Here is a 26,664-nt window from a genome sequence, read left to right on the forward strand (position 1 = left end):
CAGCTGCCGCATTTTTTATGTTTGTTTTAGGGGTTAGAGGATTTATTAATGAGCGATCTGCACTCGCTAGCTATTGCTGCGATTCTTGGTGTTGTTGAAGGGCTTACGGAGTTTTTACCTGTCTCATCCACCGGCCATATGATCATCGTCGGTCATCTGTTGGGTTTTGAGGGTGATAAGGCAAAAACTTTTGAAGTGGTTATCCAGTTAGGTTCTATCCTGGCGGTTGTCGTGATGTTCTGGCGTCGCCTGTTTGGGCTTATCGGAATTCACTTTGGTCGTCCGCAGCATGAAGGTGAAGGTAAAGGCCGTTTAACGCTAATCCATATTCTGCTGGGTATGGTGCCTGCGGTGGTTCTGGGGCTGATTTTCCACGACACCATCAAGTCGCTCTTTAATCCTGTAAATGTGATGTACGCGTTAGTCGTTGGCGGTGTGTTGCTGATTGCGGCTGAACTTTTGAAACCGAAAGAGCCGCGTGCGGTTGGCGTTGACGACATTACTTATCGCCAGGCATTTATGATTGGTTGCTTCCAGTGCTTAGCGCTGTGGCCGGGTTTTTCACGCTCAGGTGCGACAATTTCCGGCGGCATGCTGATGGGCATTAGCCGTTATGCCGCGTCAGAATTCTCGTTCCTGCTGGCCGTGCCGATGATGATGGGCGCGACGGTTCTGGATGTTTATAAGAGCATCGGCTTTTTGAGCATGGCCGATTTGCCTATGTTTGCCGTTGGTTTTATTACCGCCTTTATTGTGGCGCTGATTGCAATTAAAACTTTCTTGCAACTTATCAAACGTATTTCTTTTATTCCATTTGCGATTTACCGTTTCGTTGTCGCCGCGGTAGTTTATTTCGTATTCTTTTAACGTTAAGCATTAATAATTAATAATAAAAGCCACTCACTTAGAGTGGTTTTTTATTTCCTCTTCATGGGCGTTGTAATGTAAAAAATTGTGCGAGCAATCACATTACGTTACCTATTTACTGACTATTATCACACGCTCTATTCTGGAGGAAATATGTCAGCCATAGTCCGCCGATTTATCAGTTATTGCTTCTTCTGTCTGCTGGGGAAATTCAGCAGCGTGAAGTCGTTGCTGAGCGGACTTTGCTGTTTCAACTCGGTTCAGTCATTGAGTGTTGCTGACGAATCTTCTCAGGAAAATACCGAAGATGAGTTTTCCGGTGGTTGGTCCCGTTTGTGGGATTGTGCCGGTGAGAGTCTTTTTTCCTCCGCTCAACGTCTGCCGATCCCGAATGCTTCCAACACCGTAAAGACCACTATTCAGGCTCGTCTGGTTGCACAACTTCGCCATGAATTAGCGTTTAGCTTCACCACCCGCAGTGTGCATCAATTGCTGGTTTGCCATCGTTTGAGTGGCGAGTCAGATGCCAATTCAGATTCTCATAACCCATTGCTTTATTGCTTAAAAAGCACAATGCGCCTCACCGCCATTGTGCTTTTTTTATTGTCCAAATCCGACCCGAGAGAGAAACCATTATGTATATCGTTTGTGTAGCTGCATGCCCAACGGGCGTCGCCCATACCTTCATGGCCGCTGAAGCGTTGGAAATCACCGGCAAAAGCCGCGGACATGAAATCAAAGTCGAAACCCAGGGCAGTATGGGAGCAGAAAACGAAATTACCGCAGAAGATCTGGCGCGTGCAGATGGCGTGATCATCGCCGCAGATGTCGCCATCAACAACAAAGAGCGCTTTGACGGCATGTTAAAACTGGAATGCAGCGTGGCAGACCCGATCAAATTCGGTGAGGCCGTCTTTGAAGCCATCGAGCAGGAGATAAATCATGGCTAAATTTCAGGGTGGCGGAGCGAAATCCTCGACGGGCACCGAAGTGAAAAACGCCATCATGACGGGCGTGTCGTACATGCTGCCTTTCGTCATTGCAGGGGCGGTAATTATGGGCATTGCCCGCATCGGGGCTTCGATGTATGGCATTGATAACATATGGGATGCCAGCCATGAACAGGCTGCGAGCCTTGTCGTACAGATGCTGCATAAATTCGACGGCTTTGGCGGTTTAGCACTGTCCTTGATGCTGCCGATTGTCGCGGGTTACATCAGCTTTGCGATTGCTAATAAACCCGGCATTGCTCCGGGTATGGTGGGTGGCTTGCTGGCAAGCAATCTTGGAACCGGCTTCCTTGGCGCGCTGGCGGCCGGTTTTGTGGCAGGTTATGTGGTGCGATTGTTGACGGCAAAAGTGAAGCTCCCACGCTCGCTGGCCTCGGCAGGGCCGATTTTTATTCTGCCCGTGGGCGGCACGTTACTGACCTGCATCATCATGGCTTTTGTGATTGGCACGCCGCTGGCAGCGCTGAACCGAGGCATGGAGGCGTGGCTACTGGCGATGTCTGGCACTAACAAAATTATTCTCGCGGCGGTGGTCGGTGGCATGGTTGGTTTCGACCTCGGCGGCCCGGTCAACAAAGCGGCAGTGACTACCGCCATGGCACTGCTGGCATCCGGTATTTACGACCCGAACACGGCGGCTCAGGTGGCGATCATCATTCCGCCCATTGGCCTTGGCGTGGCTTCACTCATCTGGAAACATCGCTTCCCGGAATCATTGCAGGAAGCGGGTAAAGCCTCAACGCTGATGGGCTTGATTGGCGTCTCAGAAGGGGCGATTCCTTTTGCACTGGCGAATCCAAAAATCATTGTTATCAATGTGGTTGGCACCGCGACGGGCGCGGCAATGGCGGTCGGTTTAGGGGCGGTAAACCACGCGCCAATCTCTGGTTTTTATGGTTGGCTGGCGGTCGATGGCTGGCCGATTTATATCCTGTCGATAGCCGTAGGTTCCGCGATAGTGGCGCTAGGTTCTTTGCTGGTGTTTCGTCAGTCCAATATTACTAATACCAAAGAAGAAAAATCTGTGGCTCCCGCACCAAAATTTAAAGTTAGCCGCTAACGGCTTATTGAATGGTGCGTGAGTGAATATAAATGGGGCCGCTGAGTCTCAGGGGTTTCTACATTTAAAATAAAGATGTGATGCAGCGGAAAATATTATTTCCAGCATTTCGTTAAGGTCGATATATGAAAACTGTTCATCTGGTGCAACATACTCACTGGGACCGTGAGTGGTATTTTACTGAGAATGATTCAAAAGCCGTACTTTATTATTTTATGGACGATTTATTACAGCGCCTTGAAGAAGATATAACGTTAGGGCCATTTGTTCTGGATGGGCAAACCGTCGTTATTGAAGACTATTTAAGTGTCGCGCCTCATCAGGAAACCCGGTTGCGGAAATTAATCGAACAGGGGCGAATCGTGACAGGCCCGTGGTATACGCAGAGCGATTTTCTGGTGGTGGGGGCTGAATCAATTACCCGCAATTTACTGCTTGGGCAGGCCGATTGCCAGCGTTTTGGGGGCAAGATGCCAATTGGTTATGTGCCTGATTCTTTTGGTCAAAGTGCGCAGTTACCGATGTTTTTGCAACAGTTCGCTATTGACTACGCGGTCATCTGGCGCGGCTGGAGCGAATTTAATGTGCCGCACAGTGAGTTTAGCTGGCAGGCCGCTGATGGCAGCAAAGTCACTACCGCCGTGCTTCCGTGGGGATACGGCTGCGCGAAATGGCTGCCGGAAGAGCCTTGCGCCGGGCTAAAAGCGCTGGAACCTATTCTGGCGAAACAGACTCGTTTTTCACTGACCGACCACGTTTTGCTGCCCAATGGCAATGATCAGTCGCCGTTTGAATACCGCGTGCCAGCGATGTTGGAGCAGCTCAATCAGCAGCAGGATGAATATCGTTTTGTACGCAGCAGTTTCAGCCAGTTTTTCCAGGCGCTGGAAAAGACTAACGTCCCTCTGCCGCTGTACCAGGGCGAGCTTATCAGCCCGAAATATATGCGTATTCACCGCGGTATTTTCTCAACCCGCGTGGATATCAAACAGCTGAATGCGCAACTCGAACAGACACTCAGCCAGCATCTCGAGCCATTGTTGGCTGTTAACTGGCGGCTTGGCCTGCCGTATCCACAAAGTGCGGTCGAGAGTATCTGGCGCGAAGCGATGAAATCCCATGCTCACGACAGTATCGGAGGCTGTAACTCAGACCGTGTGAATGCGATGGTCAAAAACCGTCTTGAGTCCGGCCTGGAAATGGCTAACCAACTTATTGACCTGAATATGAAAATGCTAGCCGAAGGGATTACGGCGCAGCAGGACGGCAAGAAAATCATCATTTTTAACGCGCGTCCGCAAAGAAGTCATGGCTTGGTTGAATTGACCATTTTCACACCCGAGCAAAATTTCCGCGTGGTCGATAGCGAAGGCAAAGAGTGCCGTTGGCAAATCGTCGAAGAAAGCGGTCAGGATATGTCGATCATTGTTCAGGAGCTATCGAACAGCACTGAAACCACCTGGTATCGCAAATGCCTGTTACTGCTCGAAGTGACCGATATTCCGGCGTGCGGATATCAGACTTTTTATCTACAAGAGGGCGTTCGCGCAGGCTTCCTCCAGCAGACTCAACCGGTGGTAAAACTGGAAAATGAATGGCTGCGGCTGGAAGCGAATAAGAAAGGGATCCTGACGCTTACCGACAAACGCAGTCAGCAAATTTACCCTCACATTTTGCAACTGGTTGATGGCGGCGACGCGGGCGATAACTACAACTATTCACCACCGTTTGAAGACTGGCTTATCAATAGCGATGAATTCCTGACGTCGCTCCATGGTGTACAGGGGCCGTTGCAAAGTAGCCTGACGCTCAACTGGCAGATGGCGGTGCCGCAGAATTTAGCCGCTCGTCAAGAACGCTGCGCCAATGCTGAACTCGATATCACGATGATCGTCACGCTGGCACACAGCAATGCCTGGTTGGATGTGCAGATCAGCGTCAATAACACCGTTTGCGATCACCGGGTGCAAGTATTGCTCCCGACAGGCGTTGCCCAGCACGTGCACTTTGCCGATCAGCCATTTGGGCTGATTGAGCGTCCAAACCTGCCCCCAGAAATGGCGGTCTGGCAGGATGAACAGTGGACCGAAGCACCGGTTGCGCTCTATCCGATGCAAAGTCAGGTGATGATGCACGACGCGCAACGCGGATTATGTACGGTGACCAAAGGGTTGCGTGAATACCAAATTCCTGAGGACCGCCAGGATGTTATCGCGGTGACGTTGCTACGCAGCGTTGGCTGGCTCGGACAGGCGAATATGCCTTATCGTCCAGGTCGCGCGTCCGGCATGGTTTTGCCGTCGCCTGATTCGCAAATCCAGGGCATGCACCATTTCAAACTCAGCATACTGGCTATGAATAACGGCGCAGATAGCGTTTTTTGGCGTGACGTTGAACGCGCCCGCGGCAATCTTCACGCCTGGCTTGCTACCGGCTGGTCACGTTTTCGTACTAATCCACACGGCCGCGTTTTCCCGTCGCATTACAGCGTCTTAAACTGGGATACCGAGCTGCATTTCAGCACTCTGAAAAAGGCGCAACAGAGCGATGCGCTGGTGGTGCGCGGCTGGAGCCCATCGACACAAACTCAAGCGTGCGGAGTTATCAGCACAAATGGCGAGGTCACATCCGCAACGCTTGCAGAAACACCGCTGAAAACCCCGCAGGACACGGTATCAGGCTGTGCGCCAGTCACTTTCATCATCGATTTTGAAGGGGTGAAAACATGCTAACCCTCGACTTTATTTGTACGTTACCCAACGGTATTCATGCGCGTCCGGCCAGTGAAATTGAACAGCGTACGCAACGATTCAATGCAGCTATTACGCTGATTAACCGGAGCAAAAAGACTCAGGTCGATGCGAAAAGCGTGCTGGAGATGATTGGTGCGGATATCACTCAGGGTGATTCGTGCCAGTTTCTGATTGAGGGCGACGATCAACAGGTCGCGTTTGAGTGCCTGGAAGCGTTTATGCAAAATGAGTTTGCTGATTGCGACGAACCGCGGGCACTCTCACCGGAAACGCATAACCAGCCCCTACCGGTATTTATTGAGCACGCACAACCGGTTTACCTCCGTGGCAATGGCGTCAGCAAAGGGATTGGACGTGGTGTCCCTTTACATATTGATTCCGTGGATCTCCATGAACTATCGCGCCAAGAGGCTGAAACAGACATTCTCCACCAGCAGCAACAATTGCTTGAGGCCTGGGCGCTAACGCAAAAAAACCTGAATAGCGCGGATCCCGGTTCCGCACAGGTTTTGGCGGCTCAGCTTAAATTGCTCAGCGATCCGGCATTCAAATCATGCCTGCTCTCGCACGCCAGCGCACGTAACGCATTACAGGCGATTGCGCTCACGGCACAGGCTTTGAGCCAGCCGTTGCTCAACAGCAGCAGCCAGTATCTGCGCGAGAGGGTTATCGACATTCGCGACCTCTGTCAGGGAATTGCCGCTAATCTGCTGGGCAGACCGCTGGAGGCGCAAATGACGCTGACACAGGACAGCATTGTTATCTGCAACGGTACGCTGACGCCCGGCCAATTCCTGCGGCTGCGTAATCCGCATCTTAAAGGCATCGTGATGGGCGACGGCGGGGAAACTTCGCACACCGTAATTCTGGCGCGTTCCTACGGTATTCCCTTGTTGTGTGGTGTAACCCAGAGTGAAGAACTGACGCGCACTGCCAGCATGCTGCTCCTCGACAGTCGCTACGGTGTGCTGGTGGCAAACCCGGATGCGACGATGGAAAACTGGTATCGGCTGGAAACACAAAAACAGCAGGCGATTGCACGGCGGAGCGCACCGCTGCGTGAACAGCGAGTCGCGACTTCAGATGGGACAACCTTTAGCGTGCTGGCGAATATTGCGCTGGCCGTTGAAGCGCAAAGCGTCTTCGCCCACGGTGCCGATGGTGTGGGACTGTTCCGCACGGAAATGTTGTTCTGTGAACGCAGCCTGCCACCCGATGAAGAAGAACAATATCAAGCGTATAGCGAAGTATTGAAAAGTGCTGAGGGTAAAAAAATCACCATTCGTACACTGGATATTGGCGGCGATAAACCCTGTGATTTCCTCGATTTACCGAAAGAGGAAAACCCCTTTTTGGGCTATCGCGCCGTGCGCATGTACCCGCAATTCCACGAGATTTTCACCACTCAGGCACGCGCATTACTTCGAGCGAGCGCCGTCGGGCCAGTGAATATTATGGTGCCGATGGTAGCGACACTTGCAGAAATCCAATGGCTGCACAGTCAGTTTGCTCATGTTGCGCAAACCTTGCAGCAGGAAGATATTCCGATTGGTGAATGGCATCTTGGCATCATGGTTGAAGTGCCTTCTACGCTCTATCTTCTGGAAAAAGCCGCTAACTATCTCGATTTTGTTTCTATCGGCAGCAATGACCTGGCGCAGTATTTTCTCGCTTGCGATCGCGGGAACCCTTACGTCCGGCATCTGTATGACTATCGTAATCCAACATTTTTAGCGTTGATGCGAGATATCACGCACCGTGCGCAGGCGGCAGGATTGGCGATAAGCCTGTGTGGTGAAATGGCAGCAGATAAACAAATGTTACCGCTGTTAGTCGGCATGGGATTGACGCAATTGAGCATGGCGGCCAGCGCCATCACGCCATGTAAGGAAGCGCTCAAAGTGCTGGATGTGCAGCAATGCCGGCAGTTGCTTGAAACGGCGATAGGCTGTGACACCAGCGAGGAGGTCACAGAATGCGTCGAGCATTTCATGCGAGCACAGTCGCACAAACCCGTATTGGCGAAGGAGTTGCTGTTGCTGGATGAATCAGTAAGCAGCAAAGAAGAAGCCATCAAATTGCTGACCGATAACCTGGAAGTGCAGCAGCGGGTCGTTTCGGGCGCGTTGGCTGAACGGGCCATCTGGGAACGTGAGGCCGTATTCTCCACGGCTCTCGGTTTTTCCGTGGCAATTCCGCACTGTAAATCGCCACATGTTTTGCACAGTAGTATTTCCCTTTTGCGCGTAAAATCGCCGCTGAGTTGGGGCGAAGGTGTTGATGTGCAAATGGTTATCATGCTGACGGTGAATGATCAGGAGCAGGATAATCACATGAAGATTTTCTCGCGCCTGGCCCGGAAACTGATGCATAGCGACTTCCGTGAACAGTTGCAAATGCTGTCAGATGCCTCTGCGATCACCGAGCTTTTATCGGCTGAGCTGGCACTTTAACGGACTGTATTTTTAACGGACGATGTTGAAATGACCCTAACCACCCCTTTACCGGATGCAACACAAAGCCACCGCCAGCCGTTGGCCGTTCTGGCGTGCGCCTTTTTCCTTTGGGGCTGCCTGACCAGCATCAACAGTGTATTGATTCCGTTTTTCTATCACTACTTTTCACTGACCTACCGTGATGCGATGCTGGTCAACGTGGCGTTCTATCTGGCTCCCTTCGTGGCGTGTTTGCCTTGCTCGGCACTCATGGCGCGTCTGGGTTACAACATGACGCTGATACTGGCCGTGGGGTTTGCCGCTCTGGGTTGTTTGCTGATGGCGTTGGCGATGTGGATGGTGACGTTTTCGCTGGTGCTGGCGGCGATATTCATCCTGGCCATGGGGGTCGCAGCAATGCAGGTGGTGGCGAATCCCTACGTCACGCGGTTAGGGCCGCAAGAAACGGCGGCGGGACGGTTGAGTTTGGCCTCGGCGATTAACTCCACAGGAACCACGGTTGCGCCACTGCTGGTGGCAAGCCTGTTGGTCATCTTCCCGGTGAGTCTGGGTGCGCATCAGGAGCCAGTACGCTGGCTTTTCCTGGGGCTTGCCGCTCTGACATGCGGATTAATGGTCGTGTTGTATACCCGCCATCTGCCTGATTTTCGTCAGTTACAGATGCAGCGATTGAGCCAGCGCACCAGGGCGTTATTCCGCGAGTCTCACTTTGTGATGGGGTTGCTGGCGATTGGCACCTACGTTGGCGTGGAGGTAGCGATTGGGACGACCGCCCTGAGTTATCTCAGCGACAAGTCGCTCGGGAGCCTCGATTTGCAACAGGCGACTTCGCTGATTGCAATTTACTGGGGCGGTTCGCTTGCCGGGAGAATGTTGTACGGCCTGGTTGCGCATCGCGTGAATGCTATCTGCGCATTCCGCATTGCGACCGTCATGGCTGGCATCCTGGTGATCGCTGCTATAGGGTTCGCAAACCTGTGGGGAGGCGTGTGTTTACTGCTGGTGGGCTTAATGAATTCGCTGATGTACCCGGTGATTTTCGCCCAGAGCGTGCGCAATCTGGGTGATAAAACCAGCCTCGCTTCTGCTTTTCTGATTATGGCAGGAATTGGCGGCGCAATACTGCCGTTCCTGCAAGGCTGGATGGTGGACGTCATCGGCTTGCGGTTAAGTTTTTTACTGCCTTGTGCGGGGTACTTAGTGTTGATGGGGGTTGGCCTGAAAATGCGCCAACCACCGGCAATCAGCTAGCCGCAGGGGTTGTCAGTCCAGCTTCTTTTTTCCATGCTTCAACAGCGGCTATACGGCGGCGATTCAGCTCAGTGCGAATCGCCGGGCCGCTGAACCCATCATCGAGCACTTCTTTATTGGTCACACTTTTCGCTGCGACCCATGCTGCTCGTAGCAATCTGCCCTGAGGGTAATCGCTGGCTTCAAAACCGGTGCGCCCACGCGCGTCAGCCTCGCTGGTTAATGCGACTTGCTCAACGCGATGGGGTTTACGCCATGCATCGATAGCATCGAACAATTTAACGATAGTTTTCGGCTGCAAAATGGAAATTGTATGGATGAGGTCGTGATACTCGGCAACCAGTTTGGCAAGGTCGCGGATTTCATTGGGCACGCGCATACGCTGGCACAATTGCTCGACAAGTTTCACACCCGCTGGGCCATGCCCGTGATGGCGCGGCCAGAACTCTTTGGGCGTTAAACCTTTACCGAGGTCATGGCATAACGTGGCAAAGCGCACGTCAACTTCCGGGCTAAGCTGCGCGGCAATCGATAGCGTCATCAATACATGAATGCCAGTGTCAATTTCCGGATGCCATTTTTCTGGCGCAGGGACGCCAAACAGCGCGTCGATTTCCGGGAACAACACTTTCAGTGCGCCACATTTGCGCAGCACATCGAAATAAACCTGAGGGTTACGGCTGGTGAGCGCATTTTCCGTCTCTTTCCAGACGCGTTCTGGTGTGAGGTGCTCAAGTTCGCCATTGGCGGCCATTGAGGACATCAGTGCCTGGGTTTCCGGGGCAATCTGGAAATTAAGATGGGCGTAACGTGCAGCAAATCGCGCGACGCGTAACACGCGCAACGGATCTTCATTGAAAGCAGGGGAAACATGACGCAACTGGCGTTTTTCGATATCTGCTCGCCCATTGTACGGGTCGATATACTCGCCGTGTTCGTCCTGGGCAATCGCGTTGATGGTCAAATCGCGGCGCAGCAAGTCTTGCTCAAGCGTGACATCAGGCGCGGCATAACAGGTAAAACCTGTGTATCCCTGGCCTGATTTACGCTCGGTACGCGCTAACGCATATTCTTCACGCGATTTAGGATGCAGAAACACCGGGAAATCTTTCCCAACCTGCTGGAAGCCTGCATCCAGCATTTCTTGCGGTGTTGCTCCAACCACGACCCAATCTTTATCTTTGACCGGTATGTTCAACAACCCATCACGCACTGCCCCACCGACCAGATAAATCTTCACGCTTTAATGCCCCTGCATCCAATTACGATAATATCTAAGTGTAGGATACAGGGTTGAAGATTAGTTCATCCAGCGGTCTTTCTTCTTACGGCTTGGGATCATGTGTGGCAACAGCAGGCCGAGCAGTAAACCGAAACCAGCGACACCGCCGCCATACATGAACCATTGCATAATAATGGCGCGTTGTTTGTCATCGAGCTGTACGTTGGCGGCATCCACTTTTTTCTTCGCCACGATCAACTGATTTTTAAGCTGTTGGTTTTCTTCTTTCAGACCGGCAATCACGCTGTCGCTTTGCGACACTTTTTGCTGCATATCCGCAGTACGCTGATTCCAGGTGGTATCAATATTCGTGAGTTTGTCAGTCAGCGTTTTGACCTGGTTTTCAAGGTCAGGCACACGAGTGCGCAGGCTTGGTGTGGTGCTAAGTTGCGCCAGTGGGATCCAGGAAGTGCGACCATTCGCATCGCGAACCTGGCCGTATTTGGTTTCTTCATTACTGGAAAGCAGAGTCACTTCTTCACCCGCATTGACGGTGCCAAGCAAGCGATAATTATCCCCAGGACCACTACGCACCCAAGTATTCAATTCATCAGATACGTAACGTTTTTCATCGGCATGAGCCACAACAGAAACGCTAAGAGAGAGCAAAGTAAGGCAAATTAGGCGGAATTTGTGCATGATTTCGTCGTTATTGTCATAAATAGTGGAACGATAGTAGTGGCATCAGTCTGACGGCGCAATCCGTAAACCTGAATGGGAATCATCCTGGTGTGAATTTGACCAACTACTCGCGGCAAATGGCCCGTCAAAATACGCGCCACTCATGGTAATTTGGCGAAAAATATTATCTACTGACAACCATCATACGATTAAGTTCTCCGGGCTTTCGCCCGATGTGACCCAACTAAAAGTAAAAAGACGATGACCCAAGAAATCGAACTCAAATTTATTGTGAATCCCGTTGCCCTGGATTCTCTTCGTAACACCTTAAACGCACTCGAAAGCCAGCACAGCGAACCTCGCCAGTTGCTCAATATCTATTATGAAACGGCGGACAATCTGCTGCGTCGTCACGATATGGGGCTGCGCATTCGCGGTGATAATGGCCGCTATGAAATGACAATGAAAATCGCAGGCCGTGTCATTGGCGGGCTGCATCAACGCCCGGAATATAACGTTGAGCTGACATCACCGGAACTGGCACTCGCGCTGTTCCCGGCAGAAGTCTGGCCGGAAGGTATTTCCCCGGACGAAATACAGTCACAGCTTAATCCTTTATTCAGCACAGATTTTGCCCGTGAAAAATGGGTCGTTATGCACGGTAAAAGCCGTATCGAACTGGCACTGGATTTAGGTGAAGTAAAAGCGGGTGAACAGGTTGAGCCTTTATGTGAGCTGGAGCTTGAGCTGCTGGAAGGTGAAACCGCGGATGTTCTGGATTTTGCTAAACAACTGGTTGCACAGCCGGGTCTGCGCCAGGGTAGCCTGAGCAAAGCTGCGCGCGGTTATCACCTGGTACACGGTAATGCCGAGCGTGAAATCAAACCGTTAACCGTCCTGCGTGTTGCACCAAAAGCGACGGTAGAACAGGGGCTGGAAGGCTCACTCGAACTGGTTCTTTCTCACTGGCAATATCACGAAGAGTTGTGGCTGCGCGGCAACGGCAAAGCGAAAGCTCAGGTTCTGGAAGCGGTTGGCCTTGTGCGTCATGCCCTGGCATTGTTTGGCGGCGTTATCCCGCGCAAGGCGAGCACACAATTGCGTGAGCTGGCGGCAACTTACGAAGCGATGCTGGCGACAGATCTCAAAGCGCCTGAACTGGCATTCAGCGCCGAAAGTAGCCAGGCAAAACTGGCTCTGACCGAGTGGTTGGTTGGACGCCAATGGCAGAAATTTACTGACGAAAAAGCCAACGTTAAACTGGCTGGTTCGTTTAAGCGTTTTGCGGATACTCATCTTTCGCGCCACGCCGCAGAACTGAAAGAAACTTTCCAGCGTCCGTTGGGCGATAGCTACGCCGATCAGTTGCCGCGCCTGGCACGTGAAACCGGCTCTATCCGCTTGCTGGCAGGCGTCTATGACGACGCGAAAACTCAACCGTGGCTTGATAACTGGCAAGGGCTGCGTCACGCCATTGCCACTCGCCAACAAGTTGAAATCGAACATTACCGTAATGAAGCTATTTCGCAGGCTCCGTTCTGGCTGCATAGCGGTAAATAGTCACCATCGTTTCTTAGGGATACGACCATGATGTCGCAAGCGCCACTATTACAGCAGCATTTGCAGGCGGCGCTGGCGCGTCTGCCACACGAGATTGACCGCCAGACACTAAGCCCAGAAGCTCAGGCTGTGCTGGCGTTTAGTGATTTTGTTTGTGACAGCATGGCGGCTCATCCCGCATGGATAGCGGAGCTTGAACAATCACCTCCGCTGGCCGATGAATGGCAGAACTATGCGGCCTGGTTGCAACAAGAGTTACAGGGGGTCGATAGCGAACCCGCGCTAATGGCCGCACTGCGCCTGTTCCGTCGCCGCATGATGGTGAGAATTGCCTGGGCGCAGGCTCTACAACAACTCCCGACAGAAAGCTCGCTGAAGCAACTGAGTGTGTTAGCAGAAACGCTGATTATTGCTGCTCGTGACTGGCTGTATGCCGCATGCTGCCGCGAGTTTGGCACGCCTTGTAACCAGGCCGGGGTGGCGCAACCACTCATGATCCTTGGGATGGGCAAGCTGGGCGGCGGTGAGCTGAACTTTTCCTCTGATATTGACCTGATTTTTTCCTGGCCTGAAAACGGCTCCACACAAGGCGGGCGGCGTGAACTCGATAACGCGCAGTTCTTTACCCGCCTCGGCCAACGGCTGATTAAAGTTCTCGACCAACCCACGCAAGACGGCTTTGTCTACCGCGTTGATATGCGCCTGCGCCCGTTTGGTGACAGTGGCCCATTGGTGGTGAGCTATGCCGCACTGGAAGATTATTACCAGGAGCAAGGCCGCGACTGGGAACGCTACGCGATGGTCAAAGCCCGTATTATGGGCGATAACGATGACGTCTGGAGCCAGGAGCTGCGTAACATGCTGCGGCCTTTTGTTTTCCGTCGCTACATCGATTTCAGCGTCATTCAGTCGCTGCGTAATATGAAAGGGATGATTGCCCGCGAAGTCCGTCGCAGAGGGCTGACTGACAACATCAAACTTGGCGCGGGCGGCATTCGTGAAACCGAGTTTATCGTCCAGGTATTCCAGTTGATTCGCGGTGGGCGAGAACCGTCGTTGCAGTCTCGTTCTTTGCTACCCACGCTTGAAGCGATCCAACAATTGCACCTGTTGCCAGAAGGCGATGCGGCCAAAATGAAAGAGGCGTATTTGTATCTGCGTCGCCTCGAAAACTTGCTGCAAAGCATCAATGACGAACAGACTCAAACATTGCCGGGCGATGAGCTGAACCGTGCGCGGCTGGCGTGGGGCATGAACGCGCAGACCTGGAATGAATTGCAAGAAACACTGCAACGCCATATGAGTGCGGTGCGTCAGGTATTTAACGACTTGATTGGCGACGATGAGCCGGAACCGGGCGAGGATAAACTCGCTGAAGCGTGGCGCGAGCTGTGGCAGGATGCGCTGGATGCAGATGCCAGTACGCCCGTACTTGAGCATTTAACGCCAGATGCGCGTGCCGAAGTGTTACGCCTGGTGAGTGATTTCCGCCAGGATACCGATAAGCGCACCATTGGCCCGCGTGGCCGCCAGGTTCTGGATCAACTGATGCCGCGTCTGCTCTGCGAAGCCTGTTCGCGCAGCGATGCTCCATTGCCGTTATCGCGCTTGACGCCGCTGCTGCTCGGCATTGTAACGCGAACCACTTATCTTGAGCTGCTGACGGAATACCCTGGGGCGCTGAAACACCTGATTACGCTGTGCGCCGCCTCGCCGATGATTGCCAGCCAGTTAGCGCGTTACCCGTTGCTGCTCGACGAACTGCTCGACCCGAACACGCTGTACCAACCTACCGCCACCGATGCCTATCGCGACGAACTACGGCAGTATTTGCTGCGCGTGCCTGATGACGACGAAGAACAGCAGCTCGAAGCCTTGCGCCAGTTCAAGCAGGCGCAGTTGCTGCGCGTAGCAGCCGCCGATATCACCGGCACCTTGCCAGTGATGAAAGTCAGCGACCATTTGACCTGGCTTGCTGAAGCCATGATTGATGCCGTTGTGCAACAAGCGTGGGTGCAGATGGTTGGGCGTTACGGCCAGCCAAAACATCTACAGAACCGTGAAGGGCGCGGTTTTGCTGTTGTCGGTTACGGCAAACTTGGCGGCTGGGAACTGGGTTACAGTTCCGATCTGGATTTAGTATTCCTGCACGATTGCCCGTCAGATGTAATGACAGATGGCGAACGCGAAATTGACGGCCGTCAGTTCTATTTGCGCCTCGCGCAACGCATCATGCACCTGTTCAGCACACGAACCTCATCGGGCATTTTGTATGAAGTCGACGCGCGTTTGCGCCCGTCTGGTGCGGCGGGCATGCTGGTGACTACCGCTGAAGCCTTCGCTGATTACCAACAAAATGAAGCCTGGACCTGGGAGCATCAGGCCCTGGTGCGGGCGCGTATCGTGTATGGCGATCCGCAACTGAAACAGGAATTTGATGCCATTCGCCGCAAGATTTTATGTGTTCCACGCGAAGGCGAAAAGCTCCAGACCGAAGTGCGGGAAATGCGGGAAAAAATGCGCGCACATCTGGGTGGCAAAACTCGTGAACGCTTTGATATTAAAGTCGATGAAGGTGGAATTACTGATATCGAATTTATTACCCAATATCTGGTGTTACGTTATGCGGCACTGGCCCCAAAACTGACACGCTGGTCTGATAATGTGCGCATTCTGGAATTAATGGCGCAAAACGACATCATGAGTGATGACGAAGCGAAAGCGCTGACGCATGCTTATGTCACGCTACGCGATGAGCTTCACCACCTTGCGTTGCAGGAGCTACCAGGAAACGTGGCCATGGAGACTTTCACTCAGGAACGCGAACAGGTTCTGAGAAGCTGGCACACGTGGCTGAGTGAGCCGCAAACACGCGCATAAGATTAATTGTGATATTATCCGCGACAAAATTTTATCCCTCTCTGGAGAGTCAGGAATGAAAGTAACGCTGCCCGAATACAGCCGTGCAGGCGTCATGGTAGTTGGTGATGTGATGCTGGATCGCTACTGGTATGGCCCTACAAGCCGCATTTCCCCGGAAGCGCCGGTACCGGTCGTGAAAGTCGATACCATTGAAGAACGTCCAGGTGGTGCAGCCAACGTGGCGATGAACATTGCTTCTTTGGGGGCCAATTCGCGCCTGGTGGGCCTGACGGGCATCGACGATGCAGCGCGTGCGCTCAGCCAAACGCTGGCGGGCGTCAACGTTAAATGCGATTTCGTATCTGTGCCGACTCATCCGACAATCACCAAACTGCGTGTACTTTCCCGCAATCAGCAACTGATTCGCCTCGACTTCGAAGAGGGTTTTGAGGGGGTTGATCCAGAGCCACTGCATGAACGTATCAGCCAGGCGTTGCCGCACATTGGTGCGCTGGTGCTTTCTGACTACGCCAAAGGCGCATTAGCAAGCGTGCAGCAAATGATTTGCCTTGCGCGTGCGGCAAACGTTCCTGTGCTGATTGACCCGAAAGGGACTGATTTCAATCGTTATCGCGGTGCAACGCTGCTGACACCAAATCTCTCTGAATTTGAAGCGGTCGTCGGCAAGTGTAAGAGCGACGAAGAGCTGGTAGAACGTGGTATGAAGCTGATTGCTGAGTACGATCTTTCTGCTCTGCTGATCACGCGTTCTGAACACGGTATGACGTTATTGCAGCCGGGTATCAAGCCGTTCCATCTGCCGACTCAGGCCCAGGAAGTTTACGATGTGACCGGTGCGGGTGATACCGTGATCGGCGTGTTGGCGGCAACGCTTGCTGCGGGTAATTCGCTCGAAGAAGCGTGTTTCTTTGCAAATGCGGCAGCAGGCGTAGTCGTTGGCAAACTGGGGACTTCTACGGTTTCGCCAATTGAGCTGGAAAACGCTGTGCGTGGGCGTGCCGATTCAGGTTTTGGCGTAATGACCGAAGCAGAGCTGAAAGTCGCTGTGGCGAATGCACGTAAACGCGGTGAGAAAGTCGTGATGACCAATGGCGTGTTTGACATTCTTCACGCAGGTCATGTTTCTTATCTGGCAAATGCTCGCAAGCTTGGCGACCGCCTGATTGTTGCGGTCAACAGCGATGCTTCTACCCGTCGCCTGAAAGGCGAAACCCGCCCGGTGAACCCGCAGGATCAACGTATGATCGTGTTAGGTGCGCTGGAAGCCGTGGATTGGGTCGTATTGTTTGAAGAAGACACACCGCAGCGTTTAATCGGCGAAGTGTTGCCTGATTTGCTGGTTAAAGGTGGCGATTACAAACCGGATGATATCGCCGGGAGTAAAGAAGTCTGGGCTAACGGTGGTGAGGTGATGGTGCTGAACTTTGAAGATGGTTGTTCAACCACCAACATCATTAAAAAGATTCAGAGCCACGAGGCGTAAGCCACGAAATTGAGTCTCTACCACGCAAAGTAAAACGCCCCAGCCGGGGCGTTTTTTACATCTGTGGTTCTGTTGGCGGTGGGATATCCGGAGTCTGAACGTTACGGCTTTCCAGCTCGCTCAAACGCTGTTCCAGTAATGCCAGTTTTTCGCGAGTGCGCAGCAGCACTTGCGTCTGCACATCAAATTCTTCACGGCTAACCAGGTCCAGACGCGTTAACTGTGACTGTAAAACCTGGCGAACTTTCTTCTCGACATCATCCCCGAATTCACGAATCCCTTTCGGCATTGACTCGTGGACCTGGCGAGCTATCTGTTCAATTTTTTTCGGGTCAATCATAGCGGCTTCCATAATCTTACGGGATTGTCTTACGGTATTAGCATTAATTGTAATGCCTGAGAGCCTCCTTAGAAACCCGAAATGTTCTAAGGTTTGGCGTTGCCAGAGAAAATCATCGGCGTTATAGTAAGTCTGCTTATTCTCAGGGCGGGGTGTAACTCCCCACCGGCGGTAAATCAGCGAACGCTGAAAGCCCGCGAGCGCTCCAGAGCAATCTGGAGGTCAGCAGATCCGGTGTAATTCCGGAGCCGACGGTTATAGTCCGGATGGGAGAGAGTAACGACTAAGCTCAAGCTTTTAAGCCTGCTCACGTTATTTTTATAGCTCCTAAGACTGCCCTGATTCTGGTAACCATAATTTTAATGAGGTTTTTTTACCATGAATCAGACGCTCCTTTCTGCATTTGGCAACCCTACACAGCGCGTAGAACACGCTCTTGAAGCACTACGTGATGGCCGCGGGGTTATGGTTCTTGACGATGAAGATCGCGAGAACGAAGGCGACATGATTTTCCCTGCGGAAACCATGACCGTTGAGCAAATGGCTCTGACCATTCGCCACGGTAGCGGTATTGTTTGCCTGTGCCTGACTGAAGAACGCCGTAAACAACTCGAATTGCCAATGATGGTTGAGAACAACACCAGTGCCTATGGCACCGGGTTTACTGTGACTATCGAAGCTGCAACCGGCGTGACTACCGGTGTTTCTGCCGCAGACCGTATTACCACTGTTCGTGCCGCCATTGCTGATGGCGCAAAACCAAGCGACCTGAACCGCCCGGGACACGTATTCCCGCTGCGTGCTCAGCCTGGTGGCGTGTTAACTCGCGGTGGCCACACTGAAGCGACTATCGATTTAGTGACGCTTGCTGGCTTCAAGCCTGCCGGTGTGCTGTGTGAACTGACCAATGATGATGGCACCATGGCGCGTGCACCTGAGTGCATCACCTTTGCCCGTGAGCACAACATGGCTGTGGTGACGATTGAAGATCTGGTGGAATACCGTCAGGCTCATGAACGCAAAGCCAGCTAACTTTTATCTAAGAAAGTTAAGCTAAAAAGCAAAAAGCCCGGTTTCTACACCGGGCTTTTTTTCAACCAATCCCATTGGTTTGCAATAACGTCAGGCTAAACCCCATCACTGCCATACCGCAAAGCACGCCATAACTCGGGTTGTTGTGCGGGTCTATTTCTTTGGCAAGCGGCATCAGTTCATCCACCGACAGCGCAACCATAATACCTGCCACTGCGGCCATAATGGCAGCCATAAGAACCGGCGAAACCATCGGGCCTAAAATCAACCAGGCCAGTACACCACCGAGAATTTCCGCAAGTCCTGAAATTCCCGCCCAGAAAATGGCTTTTCGTTTCGAACCGGTAGCCGCGTAAACCGGGCCTGCAACAGCTAAACCTTCAGGAATATTGTGCAACGCTACGGCAAGTGCTATCCCCATTCCTAATTCCAGATTGCTGCTGGCCGTCACGAAGGTTGCAACGCCTTCCGGGAAGTTATGCAAACTAATGCCGAGTGTCAGCAACAGCGCCGTGCGACGCAAATTGCGAGGCTGCGGTTTGCTGTCCATTAAATCTTGCGGATGTGCATGGGGCAGGGCGCGGTCAAGGGCGAAATAGCCCAACAGGCCCACCATGAACATACCGTAGCCCAACACAGGCGACATTCCTTCGGTGTGAAGCGCGGCAGGCAGCATCTCCATCAACGAGATAAGCAGCATTATGCCGGCTGCAAAACCGAGGGAAAATGCCAGCACACGGTTTGATGGCTTCTGGCCAAGCACGCCAAGAAAAGCGCCTATGAAAGTGGCTCCCCCGGCTAATAGGGTCAGGATCAAGGGTACTGACATTTATCACTCCTTTTGATAATGATTCTCATTCATATTAATGGGCGACGTGATAAAAATCGAGAGCCAGTTGAGAAGCTTTACACATCGCTTACATTCAAATTTCCTGAAGATCTTCATCATGCTTATCTGAGTTCTTCATAACGCAAAAACGCGTACTGTAGTTTTCATAAACTGAATGACCTGATTAAAGGACACCACCATGACAACTCAACGAATGCCTGCGCTGTTCCTCGGACACGGTAGCCCAATGAACGTGCTGGAAGATAACCAATATACCCAGGCATGGCACCATTTGGGAGAGACCTTACCGCGCCCGAAAGCAATTGTGGTGGTATCTGCGCACTGGTTCACTAAAGGCACGGGTGTGACGGCAATGGAAACGCCAAAAACCATCCATGATTTCGGTGGTTTCCCGCAGGCTCTCTACGATACTCATTATCCGGCACCCGGTTCGCCTGAGCTTGCCCAGCAGTTAGTCGACTTACTGGCTCCTGTTCCGGTCATGCAGGATAAAGAAGCCTGGGGGTTTGACCATGGCTCCTGGGGCGTGCTGATTAAAATGTACCCGAATGCTGATATTCCCATGGTGCAGCTCAGTATCGACAGCACGAAACCAGCCGCATGGCATTTTGAAATAGGCCGCAAGCTGGCGACGCTGCGCGATCAGGGCATCATGCTGATTGCCAGTGGCAACGTGGTTCATAACCTGCGCACTGCACGCTGGCACGGTGAAAACACGCCGTATCCATGGGCTGAGTCGTTTAACCAGTACGTGAAAGATAATCTCACATGGCTTGGGCCAGTCGCTGAACACCCGTTGGTGAACTATCTCCAGCATGAAGGCGGATCGTTATCTAACCCAACAGCGGATCACTACCTGCCGTTATTGTATGTTCTCGGGGCATGGGATGGCAAAGAGCCGATTACGCTGCCGACAGACGGTATTGAGATGGGATCGTTAAGTATGCTTTCAGTTCAGATAGGGTAGTTAAAGGCGCGAATTTCGCGCCTTTAACTTATTACTCTACAAACACATGCGGATAGAAACGTGATAGATCCTGAGTGATTAATTCGCGATCTTCACGAATGCCGATCCCCGCCGGTTGATCGTTGATGAGCCAGCTTCCGATCAGCACATAACTATCGCCAAATTTAGGCAACTGATAGAACTGCTGGACGATCATGCCTTCTTCGCCGTATGGGCCATCGACACGGGCAATTTCTTCGCCGTTTTCGATGATCTTCACATTTGCCCCTTCGCGAGAGAAGATAGGCTTCACGACATACTTATCCATCTGCGGATAGTTATCTTCGGCGAAATAAGCAGGCAGCAAGTTGGGATGGTCCGGGAACATTTCCCACAGCATTGGCAGTAATGCTTTGTTGGAGATAATGCTCTTCCAGGCAGGTTCCAGCCAGCGAACGCCAGCATCTTCGAGTTTGGTGGAGAACATCTCACGCAGCATGAATTCCCACGGATAGAGCTTGAAGAGGTTACTGATAACCTGATCCTGCAAATCCGTGAACTGGCCTTTCTCGCCTAAACCGATGTCTTCCATGTAGACGAATTCGCTCGCCACTTCTGCTTCGGCTGCGCAGTCTTGCAAATACTGGACGGTACCGCGATCTTCTACGGTGTCCTGGCAGCAGGCAAAATGCACCAGATTAAAGCCGTGCTGTTGTTTTAACTCAGCAAAACGCTCGATCAGCTTTTCTTGCAGGCTGTTGAACTGATCGCTTCCTGCCGGGAGATTCCCAGCCTGAACTTGATCTTCAAGCCAGATCCACTGGAAGAATGCCGCTTCATACAAAGAGGTTGGCGTATCGGCGTTATTTTCCAGAAGTTTAGGTTCGCCCACGCCATCCCACGCGATATCAAGACGCGAGTAAAGTGATGGCTGCTGGGTACGCCATGATTGGCGCACAAACTCCCAGGTGTGTTTAGGGATGCGGAATTTAGCCAGTAGCTCATCACTACTCACGACTTTTTCGACAACCTTCAGACACATTTGATGCAGTTCAGCAGTCACTTCTTCCAGGCGTTCAACCTGTGGAAGCGTCAGCTGGTAATAAGCGTCTTCACACCAGTACGGCTCGCCATACATGGTGTGGAAGTTGAAACCGTATTCTGTGGCTTTCTCGCGCCAGTCCGGGCGCTCAGTAATCGCAATTCTTTCCATAATTTTTTAGCCACCCATGGAGCGAGAAGAACCTGTTGCGCTGTTGCTGCGTTGCATCGTCGATTGTTTGGCTACGGAGTCACCGAAACCGCCACGAGTCACCGTGCTGGTAGTCGCAGGTTTTGGTGCCATCGCTGTTTTAGGGACGGTCGCGGTGCGGCCTGGCGTTGCTGCGCCATAGCTCTTGCCGCTGGCATCAGCATATTTGCCGTAAGCCGGACTTGCCGGGTTTTTGGAGGTGAACAGAGGTTGCTGTGCAAAGCCTGCACCGCCGCCCATCAGGCGACCCATCATGTAACCTGCCATTAACGGCATCCAGAAACTGCCGCTTTGCTGTGGCTGCGCCTGAGCTTGCTCACCCGCCATGCTCGCTTGAGCTGGAGCCTGCTGACATTGGCCTTCGCCAAACTCAGCGATACATTCTTCGCGCGATGCATATTTAGGAGCAGTACGTTCTGCTTCTTTCACTGCGTTATTAAACGCGGTTGTACATTCGGCACTTTTGCCTGGATTAGCTTGTGAGCAGTCATCCGCATTTTGATACATGGAGACTGTTTCGTCATTTTGTTCGCAACCGGCAAGCATAAACACAGCGGTAACTGCCAGTGCGACCGGCGTCAAATGGCGTGCGTTCCAGCTTTTGCGGAACGATGCGTGATTTATGATTTTTGTCCGTTTCATTATTCTGTCCTGAGCCCAGTGGTTATGGTGCTTAGAATAGGGGATGAATGGTTGAAATTAAAGCGATGACGGCCGTTTGGAGGGAGATCTTTACTTTGCCTTACGTTCGCGTGCGTAAGTTGTGACGGGGGCATGTTGTCATACCCCCGAGAACTATGATCAGTTAGCGAATGGGTTAGCTGATTTTTTGCTTGTTGCTGAAGCTGGAGTCGCTTTTGCAGGCATCGCAGTCTCAGTGGTCGCTGCTGTGTCAGCAGTATAACCATCAGCACGCGCATTCTGGTCTGGTGTTTCTGGAGCAACACTTTCTGCGGTCGTTGGCACTGGTTTACCCAATGCACTGTTCAACGCAACAAGGTCCTGTTCGTTAAGCGTACCCAATGCAGCCTTAATGTTCAGCTGGTTGATCAGGTAGTTATAACGAGCGCTGGAGAGCTGTTGTTTTGCGTTATACAGCGTAGTGGTCGCATCCAACACATCAACGATGGTACGCGTACCCACGGAATAGCCTGCTTCAGAGGCATCTAAAGAGCTTTGGGCAGAGACAACCGCTTGTTTGTAAGCGTTGATAGTACTGATAGACGCGTTCACGTTGTTAAACGAAGAACGAACCGTTTGCACCACGCTACGGTGTGCGCTTTCCAGTTGCTCACTCGCACCAACAAAGTTGTATTGCGCTTGTTTCACCTGGGAAGTCACCGAACCGCCGCTATACAGTGGCAGCGAGAAGTTCAGACCGATTTTATTCTGGCCGATGTTGCTGTCGTTATATGCCTGGCTGCTGGTGGTGGTTTTAGAACCACTATAAGTGGTATCAGATACGCCAGTAGAAGCGGTTAAGCCCACGGTTGGCATATGGCCGGTTTCTGCGTAGCGGATTTGCTCGCGAGCTAAGTCTTGAGACAGACGAGCTTGCAGCAAGGCCAGGTTACGCTTTTCTGCTTCTTTCAGCAGATTATTCACCGCATCAGGCTTATTGGTTTTGAAGCCATCAACATTGAGCGAAGCCAGAGACGGATAGTAGTTACCCGTCACCTGGCGCAGCGTTTCTACTGAGTTATCCAGGTTGTTACGCGCAGTCACTTCGTCTGCTAATACGCTATCGTATTGCGCACGGGCGTTCTGCACGTCGGTAATAGCAACCAGGCCAACGTTAAAGCGTTGAGTCGTTTGGTCTAACTGGCGGTAAATAGCCTGCTTCTGCGCTTCAGTGAAGGACAGTGCATCAATGGCGCTCAGCACATTAAAATAGGCCGTCGCAGTATTCAGAATCAGCGTTTGTTGATCGGTCTGATAAGTGACGTCTTGAATACCGGCAGATTTTTCTTGTAGGGTCAGCGCACGCCATTTTGACATATCAAAAATAGTTTGCGTCAACTGCAAAGAGCCACTGGTTTGGCTGGAGTCGATGCCATTCGAATCATTGAAACCATTGGTGTATTCATAATCAGCACCAAGGCCAAGTTGTGGCAGTAACGGGCTACGTGCTTCGTTAATTTTTTCGAATGCGGCATCACGGTCAGCAGCGGATTTACGTAGGTCCGGGTTGCTTACACGTGCCTGCTGATAAACCTGCATCAGGTTTTCTGCCTGGCTCATGGCACTGAAACCCGTTAGGCTCAGACCGATAAGAATTGGGAGCAGTTTCTTCATTTGCATTCCTTGTTGTGAAGCAGAATATTGTTTGTTAGCGCTGACAAGAGCCGAAAATGATCGCCGATTCTAGCAGAGTCTGCCAGCTGGGCTGCTTGGCGTAATGTGCCATCTGCCCTTAATTTTCATCAATCTACCACATAGCAAATGAAACGGCAGTCAAACTGGCTTGAAATTACGCACTCGTGACCATAAAAAATCAGGAAATTACTATGACTGAGCAAAACCCTCAACTTGTCACGTTAGGGAAAAACGATGTTGAAATTATTGCACGGGAAACGCTTTATAGCGGTTTTTTTTCGTTGGATCTTTATCGATTCCGCCATCGCTTGTTTAATGGCGAAATGAGTGGTGAAGTCCGACGTGAAATTTTAGAACGCGGGCATGCCGCAGTACTGCTACCCTATGACCCTGTGCGAGACGAAGTTGTATTGATAGAACAGATTCGGATTGCAGCGTATGACACCAGCGAAAGCCCATGGTTACTGGAGCTGGTGGCCGGAATGATTGAAGAAGGTGAAAGCGTCGAAGACGTTGCGCGCCGTGAGGCCGTAGAAGAAGCCGGGCTGTCTGTTGGTCGTACAAAACCGGTTATCAACTACCTGGCAAGCCCGGGTGGCACCAGCGAACGTTTATCTATTCTCGTTGGGGAAGTCGATTCGACAACCGCTACGGGCATACATGGTCTGGCAGATGAAAACGAAGATATTCGGGTTCATGTCGTGAGCCGGGAACAGGCTTATCAGTTAGTAGAAGAAGGGAAAATCGACAACGCGGCTTCAGTCATCGCACTGCTTTGGCTGCAATTGCATCATAAGAAATTAAGAGAAGAGTGGAAGAAATAAACATGAAGCGCTACACACCTGACTTCCCTGAAATGATGCGCCTGTGCGAAACCAATTTTGCGCAACTTCGACGCCTGCTTCCTCGTCTTGACGAGGTGGGAGAAAAGGTCACATATCAGGTCAGTAGCGCCCAGTATCGGCTCACTATTCTTGAGTCGACACGTTACACAACGCTTGTGCAAATTGAACAAACCGTCCCGGCGATAAGCTACTGGAGCCTGCCGTCAATGTCCGTCAGGCTCTATCATGACGCTATGGTCGCGGAAGTGTGTTCAAGTCAGCAGATCTTTCGTTTCAAAGCACGTTATGATTATCCTAATAAAAAGTTGCATCAACGCGACGAAAAGCATCAAATTAACCAGTTTCTGGCCGATTGGCTGCGGTATTGTTTAGCGCATGGAGCGATGGCGGTTCCGGTTTGTTAGTGAGGGTGAAACCTAAGGACACCATTTGGAAAGCCTGTTAAATCTTCCTGTGGCCGGTGGGGGCCAGATCAGGATCTTGCAAATTACAGATACCCACCTGTTCTCTGGAAAGGACGAAACGCTGCTTGGTATCAATACCTGGATGAGTTATCAGGCGGTTATTGACGCCATCCTCGCCGAGCAGCGTCATTATGATCTTATTGTTGCCACTGGGGATTTAGCCCAGGATCACAGCGCGGAAGCCTACCAACATTTTGTTGAAGGCATTGCGGAGATCCCTGCGCCCTGTGTTTGGTTGCCGGGCAATCATGATTTCCAACCCGCGATGTTCAGCTCGTTGCTGGAAGCGGGAATTTCACCTGCGAAACAGGTTTTCCTCGGGGATAACTGGCAGATTCTCATGCTCGACAGCCAGGTCTTTGGGGTTCCGCATGGTGAACTGAGCGATTATCAACTCGACTGGCTGGAGCGTAAGCTCGCCGGAGCGCCTGAGCGCCATACTCTCTTACTTTTGCATCACCACCCGGTTCCGGCAGGCTGTAGCTGGCTGGATCAACACAGCCTGCGTAATGCCGCAGAGTTGGATAACGTGCTGCAGAAATTCCCGAAAGTGAAAACGTTGGTGTGTGGTCACATTCACCAGGAGTTAGATCTCGACTGGAATGGCCGCCGGATGCTGGCAACGCCATCGACTTGCGTCCAGTTTAAGCCTCATTGCGCGAACTTCACCCTCGACACCATTGAGCCTGGTTGGCGCTGGCTTGAACTTCATCCAAACGGTGAGGTGACGACTGAGGTTTGCCGCCTGAAAGGAGCGGTGTTTAACCCAGATACCGCTTCAGAAGGGTATTGATGTCTACGCTACTTTATCTCCACGGCTTCAACAGTTCGCCGCGTTCAGCCAAAGCCACCAGCTTTAAAGCGTGGCTTGCGCACCATCACCCGCATATCAACATGGTGATACCGGAACTCCCGCCATATCCTGCCGATGCAGCAGAATTGCTGGAGTCGCTGGTGCTGGAACACGGCGGCGAGCCGCTGGGCGTTGTCGGTTCCTCTTTGGGCGGCTATTACGCCACCTGGCTGTCGCAATGTTTCATGCTGCCAGCGGTTGTGGTCAACCCGGCAGTACGGCCTTTTGAATTGCTGGTCGATTATCTCGGCACCAACGAGAACCCCTACACCGGGCAGCAATATGTGCTAGAGTCACGCCATATTTACGATCTTAAAGTCATGCAAGTGGACCCGTTAGAAGCGCCAGATCTCATCTGGTTATTGCAACAAACGGGTGACGAAGTGCTTGATTATCGCCAGGCGGTGGCATACTACACCCCCTGTCGCCAGACGGTAGAATCCGGTGGCAATCACGCCTTTGTAGGCTTCGAAGATTATTTCACACAGATAGTCGACTTCCTTGGCCTGCACTGAGGCCTGATGTCGGATTCTTGTTTCG

Annotated in this window: 23 protein-coding genes and 1 riboswitch; of the genes, 16 read left to right on the top strand and 7 right to left on the bottom strand. The window is 52.1% G+C overall.

Annotation, left to right across the window (positions count from 1 at the left end):
* Nucleotides 1-48 precede the first annotated feature (48 nt).
* From bacA to M2371_RS18830, 7 genes are all read left to right on the top strand, one after another.
* Complete coding sequence (bacA, locus tag M2371_RS18800) at nt 49-867, top strand: undecaprenyl-diphosphate phosphatase (protein ID WP_034493195.1); 819 nt, start codon at nt 49-51, stop codon at nt 865-867.
* A gap of 153 nt (nt 868-1,020) precedes the next feature.
* Nucleotides 1,021-1,521 carry a hypothetical protein gene (locus M2371_RS18805; protein ID WP_259268439.1) on the top strand — a complete coding sequence of 167 codons (501 nt, stop codon included), beginning with the start codon at nt 1,021-1,023 and terminating at the stop codon, nt 1,519-1,521.
* Entirely contained in the window at nt 1,503-1,817 is a 315-nt protein-coding gene (locus M2371_RS18810; RefSeq protein WP_034493201.1) for a PTS fructose transporter subunit IIB, read from the top strand. Before M2371_RS18805 ends, M2371_RS18810 begins: the two co-directional genes overlap by 19 nt.
* Nucleotides 1,810-2,937, top strand: coding sequence for a PTS fructose transporter subunit IIC (locus tag M2371_RS18815; RefSeq protein ID WP_259268440.1), 1,128 nt, complete (start codon nt 1,810-1,812; stop codon nt 2,935-2,937). The genes M2371_RS18810 and M2371_RS18815 overlap by 8 nt, the downstream gene beginning before the upstream one ends.
* Nucleotides 2,938-3,062: 125 nt before the next feature.
* Nucleotides 3,063-5,669, top strand: a complete 2,607-nt coding sequence (locus M2371_RS18820; protein ID WP_259268441.1) for a glycoside hydrolase family 38 C-terminal domain-containing protein — start codon at nt 3,063-3,065, stop codon at nt 5,667-5,669.
* Nucleotides 5,663-8,143: a phosphoenolpyruvate--protein phosphotransferase gene (gene ptsP, locus M2371_RS18825; RefSeq protein ID WP_259268442.1), complete on the top strand. Its 2,481-nt coding sequence runs from the start codon at nt 5,663-5,665 to the stop codon at nt 8,141-8,143. Before M2371_RS18820 ends, ptsP begins: the two co-directional genes overlap by 7 nt.
* A 30-nt stretch (nt 8,144-8,173) precedes the next feature.
* Nucleotides 8,174-9,397: an MFS transporter gene (locus M2371_RS18830; protein WP_259268443.1), complete on the top strand. Its 1,224-nt coding sequence runs from the start codon at nt 8,174-8,176 to the stop codon at nt 9,395-9,397.
* Here M2371_RS18830 and M2371_RS18835 read toward each other — a convergent pair.
* Together M2371_RS18835 and M2371_RS18840 are read right to left on the bottom strand one after the other, a co-directional pair.
* Nucleotides 9,390-10,637, bottom strand: a complete 1,248-nt coding sequence (locus tag M2371_RS18835; protein WP_259268444.1) for a multifunctional CCA addition/repair protein — start codon at nt 10,635-10,637, stop codon at nt 9,390-9,392. The genes M2371_RS18830 and M2371_RS18835 overlap by 8 nt on opposite strands.
* A gap of 60 nt (nt 10,638-10,697) precedes the next feature.
* A complete protein-coding gene (locus M2371_RS18840; protein ID WP_259268445.1) occupies nt 10,698-11,318 on the bottom strand; it encodes a TIGR04211 family SH3 domain-containing protein in 621 nt (206 codons plus the stop codon).
* Between the two features lie 243 nt (nt 11,319-11,561).
* Here M2371_RS18840 and M2371_RS18845 point away from each other — a divergent pair, with 243 nt between their 5' ends.
* Genes M2371_RS18845 through hldE form a run of 3 tightly spaced genes read left to right on the top strand, consistent with a single transcriptional unit; the run spans nt 11,562 to nt 17,226 of the window.
* Complete coding sequence (locus M2371_RS18845; RefSeq protein WP_259268446.1) at nt 11,562-12,860, top strand: inorganic triphosphatase; 1,299 nt, start codon at nt 11,562-11,564, stop codon at nt 12,858-12,860.
* Between the two features lie 30 nt (nt 12,861-12,890).
* The gene (gene glnE, locus M2371_RS18850; protein ID WP_259268514.1) at nt 12,891-15,740 is read left to right on the top strand and encodes a bifunctional [glutamate--ammonia ligase]-adenylyl-L-tyrosine phosphorylase/[glutamate--ammonia-ligase] adenylyltransferase; all 2,850 of its coding nucleotides are present in this window, start codon (nt 12,891-12,893) and stop codon (nt 15,738-15,740) included.
* 55 nt (nt 15,741-15,795) lie between these two features.
* A complete protein-coding gene (gene hldE, locus M2371_RS18855; RefSeq protein ID WP_034493221.1) occupies nt 15,796-17,226 on the top strand; it encodes a bifunctional D-glycero-beta-D-manno-heptose-7-phosphate kinase/D-glycero-beta-D-manno-heptose 1-phosphate adenylyltransferase HldE in 1,431 nt (476 codons plus the stop codon).
* Nucleotides 17,227-17,281: 55 nt separating this feature from the next.
* Here the strand turns inward: hldE and ubiK are convergent, their stop codons facing one another.
* On the bottom strand, nt 17,282-17,566 hold the full coding sequence (gene ubiK, locus M2371_RS18860; RefSeq protein ID WP_259268447.1) for a ubiquinone biosynthesis accessory factor UbiK: 285 nt from the start codon (nt 17,564-17,566) through the stop codon (nt 17,282-17,284).
* A gap of 134 nt (nt 17,567-17,700) precedes the next feature.
* Nucleotides 17,701-17,848: riboswitch (FMN riboswitch) on the top strand.
* Between the two features lie 96 nt (nt 17,849-17,944).
* Between ubiK and ribB the strand changes: the two genes are divergently transcribed.
* The gene (gene ribB / locus M2371_RS18865; RefSeq protein WP_259268448.1) at nt 17,945-18,598 is read left to right on the top strand and encodes a 3,4-dihydroxy-2-butanone-4-phosphate synthase; all 654 of its coding nucleotides are present in this window, start codon (nt 17,945-17,947) and stop codon (nt 18,596-18,598) included.
* A gap of 61 nt (nt 18,599-18,659) precedes the next feature.
* Here the strand turns inward: ribB and zupT are convergent, their stop codons facing one another.
* Nucleotides 18,660-19,427: a zinc transporter ZupT gene (gene zupT, locus M2371_RS18870; protein ID WP_034493227.1), complete on the bottom strand. Its 768-nt coding sequence runs from the start codon at nt 19,425-19,427 to the stop codon at nt 18,660-18,662.
* Nucleotides 19,428-19,626: 199 nt separating this feature from the next.
* Here zupT and ygiD point away from each other — a divergent pair, with 199 nt between their 5' ends.
* Nucleotides 19,627-20,415, top strand: a complete 789-nt coding sequence (ygiD, locus tag M2371_RS18875; protein WP_259268449.1) for a 4,5-DOPA dioxygenase extradiol — start codon at nt 19,627-19,629, stop codon at nt 20,413-20,415.
* A gap of 31 nt (nt 20,416-20,446) precedes the next feature.
* On the opposite strand, the gene M2371_RS18880 is transcribed toward ygiD, so the two are convergent.
* The 3 genes from M2371_RS18880 to tolC form a co-directional block, all read right to left on the bottom strand.
* Entirely contained in the window at nt 20,447-21,607 is a 1,161-nt protein-coding gene (locus M2371_RS18880) for a glutathionylspermidine synthase family protein (RefSeq protein ID WP_034493231.1), read from the bottom strand.
* A 6-nt stretch (nt 21,608-21,613) separates the two neighbouring features.
* Entirely contained in the window at nt 21,614-22,288 is a 675-nt protein-coding gene (locus M2371_RS18885; protein ID WP_120063101.1) for a DUF1190 family protein, read from the bottom strand.
* A 159-nt stretch (nt 22,289-22,447) separates the two neighbouring features.
* Nucleotides 22,448-23,947: an outer membrane channel protein TolC gene (tolC, locus tag M2371_RS18890; RefSeq protein ID WP_310473327.1), complete on the bottom strand. Its 1,500-nt coding sequence runs from the start codon at nt 23,945-23,947 to the stop codon at nt 22,448-22,450.
* Nucleotides 23,948-24,153: 206 nt separating this feature from the next.
* Here tolC and nudF point away from each other — a divergent pair, with 206 nt between their 5' ends.
* Genes nudF through yqiA form a run of 4 tightly spaced genes read left to right on the top strand, consistent with a single transcriptional unit; the run spans nt 24,154 to nt 26,639 of the window.
* A complete protein-coding gene (gene nudF, locus M2371_RS18895; protein ID WP_172895572.1) occupies nt 24,154-24,786 on the top strand; it encodes an ADP-ribose diphosphatase in 633 nt (210 codons plus the stop codon).
* Between the two features lie 2 nt (nt 24,787-24,788).
* Nucleotides 24,789-25,211 carry a DUF1249 family protein gene (locus M2371_RS18900; protein ID WP_034493238.1) on the top strand — a complete coding sequence of 141 codons (423 nt, stop codon included), beginning with the start codon at nt 24,789-24,791 and terminating at the stop codon, nt 25,209-25,211.
* Between the two features lie 25 nt (nt 25,212-25,236).
* The gene (cpdA, locus tag M2371_RS18905) at nt 25,237-26,064 is read left to right on the top strand and encodes a 3',5'-cyclic-AMP phosphodiesterase (protein WP_172895571.1); all 828 of its coding nucleotides are present in this window, start codon (nt 25,237-25,239) and stop codon (nt 26,062-26,064) included.
* Nucleotides 26,064-26,639, top strand: a complete 576-nt coding sequence (yqiA, locus tag M2371_RS18910) for an esterase YqiA (protein WP_034493243.1) — start codon at nt 26,064-26,066, stop codon at nt 26,637-26,639. The genes cpdA and yqiA overlap by 1 nt, the downstream gene beginning before the upstream one ends.
* Nucleotides 26,640-26,664: the final 25 nt, after the last annotated feature.

This window comes from Buttiauxella sp. BIGb0471, from assembly GCF_024807715.1.
GTDB lineage: Bacteria > Pseudomonadota > Gammaproteobacteria > Enterobacterales > Enterobacteriaceae > Buttiauxella > Buttiauxella agrestis.

Excerpts from the sequence above, each read along its gene's own strand:
- M2371_RS18820 (WP_259268441.1), top strand. The coding sequence starts at position 3,063 with ATGAAAACTGTTCATCTGGTGCAACATACTCACTGGGACCGTGAGTGG.
- yqiA (WP_034493243.1), top strand. The coding sequence starts at position 26,064 with ATGTCTACGCTACTTTATCTCCACGGCTTCAACAGTTCGCCGCGTTCA.
- zupT (WP_034493227.1), bottom strand. The coding sequence starts at position 19,427 with ATGTCAGTACCCTTGATCCTGACCCTATTAGCCGGGGGAGCCACTTTC.
- bacA (WP_034493195.1), top strand. The coding sequence starts at position 49 with ATGAGCGATCTGCACTCGCTAGCTATTGCTGCGATTCTTGGTGTTGTT.
- ygiD (WP_259268449.1), top strand. The coding sequence starts at position 19,627 with ATGACAACTCAACGAATGCCTGCGCTGTTCCTCGGACACGGTAGCCCA.
- M2371_RS18880 (WP_034493231.1), bottom strand. The coding sequence starts at position 21,607 with ATGGAAAGAATTGCGATTACTGAGCGCCCGGACTGGCGCGAGAAAGCC.
- M2371_RS18805 (WP_259268439.1), top strand. The coding sequence starts at position 1,021 with ATGTCAGCCATAGTCCGCCGATTTATCAGTTATTGCTTCTTCTGTCTG.
- M2371_RS18885 (WP_120063101.1), bottom strand. The coding sequence starts at position 22,288 with ATGAAACGGACAAAAATCATAAATCACGCATCGTTCCGCAAAAGCTGG.
- M2371_RS18830 (WP_259268443.1), top strand. The coding sequence starts at position 8,174 with ATGACCCTAACCACCCCTTTACCGGATGCAACACAAAGCCACCGCCAG.
- hldE (WP_034493221.1), top strand. The coding sequence starts at position 15,796 with ATGAAAGTAACGCTGCCCGAATACAGCCGTGCAGGCGTCATGGTAGTT.
- M2371_RS18810 (WP_034493201.1), top strand. The coding sequence starts at position 1,503 with ATGTATATCGTTTGTGTAGCTGCATGCCCAACGGGCGTCGCCCATACC.
- glnE (WP_259268514.1), top strand. The coding sequence starts at position 12,891 with ATGTCGCAAGCGCCACTATTACAGCAGCATTTGCAGGCGGCGCTGGCG.
- nudF (WP_172895572.1), top strand. The coding sequence starts at position 24,154 with ATGACTGAGCAAAACCCTCAACTTGTCACGTTAGGGAAAAACGATGTT.
- ptsP (WP_259268442.1), top strand. The coding sequence starts at position 5,663 with ATGCTAACCCTCGACTTTATTTGTACGTTACCCAACGGTATTCATGCG.
- M2371_RS18900 (WP_034493238.1), top strand. The coding sequence starts at position 24,789 with ATGAAGCGCTACACACCTGACTTCCCTGAAATGATGCGCCTGTGCGAA.
- M2371_RS18815 (WP_259268440.1), top strand. The coding sequence starts at position 1,810 with ATGGCTAAATTTCAGGGTGGCGGAGCGAAATCCTCGACGGGCACCGAA.
- ubiK (WP_259268447.1), bottom strand. The coding sequence starts at position 17,566 with ATGATTGACCCGAAAAAAATTGAACAGATAGCTCGCCAGGTCCACGAG.
- M2371_RS18840 (WP_259268445.1), bottom strand. The coding sequence starts at position 11,318 with ATGCACAAATTCCGCCTAATTTGCCTTACTTTGCTCTCTCTTAGCGTT.
- ribB (WP_259268448.1), top strand. The coding sequence starts at position 17,945 with ATGAATCAGACGCTCCTTTCTGCATTTGGCAACCCTACACAGCGCGTA.
- tolC (WP_310473327.1), bottom strand. The coding sequence starts at position 23,947 with ATGCAAATGAAGAAACTGCTCCCAATTCTTATCGGTCTGAGCCTAACG.
- M2371_RS18845 (WP_259268446.1), top strand. The coding sequence starts at position 11,562 with ATGACCCAAGAAATCGAACTCAAATTTATTGTGAATCCCGTTGCCCTG.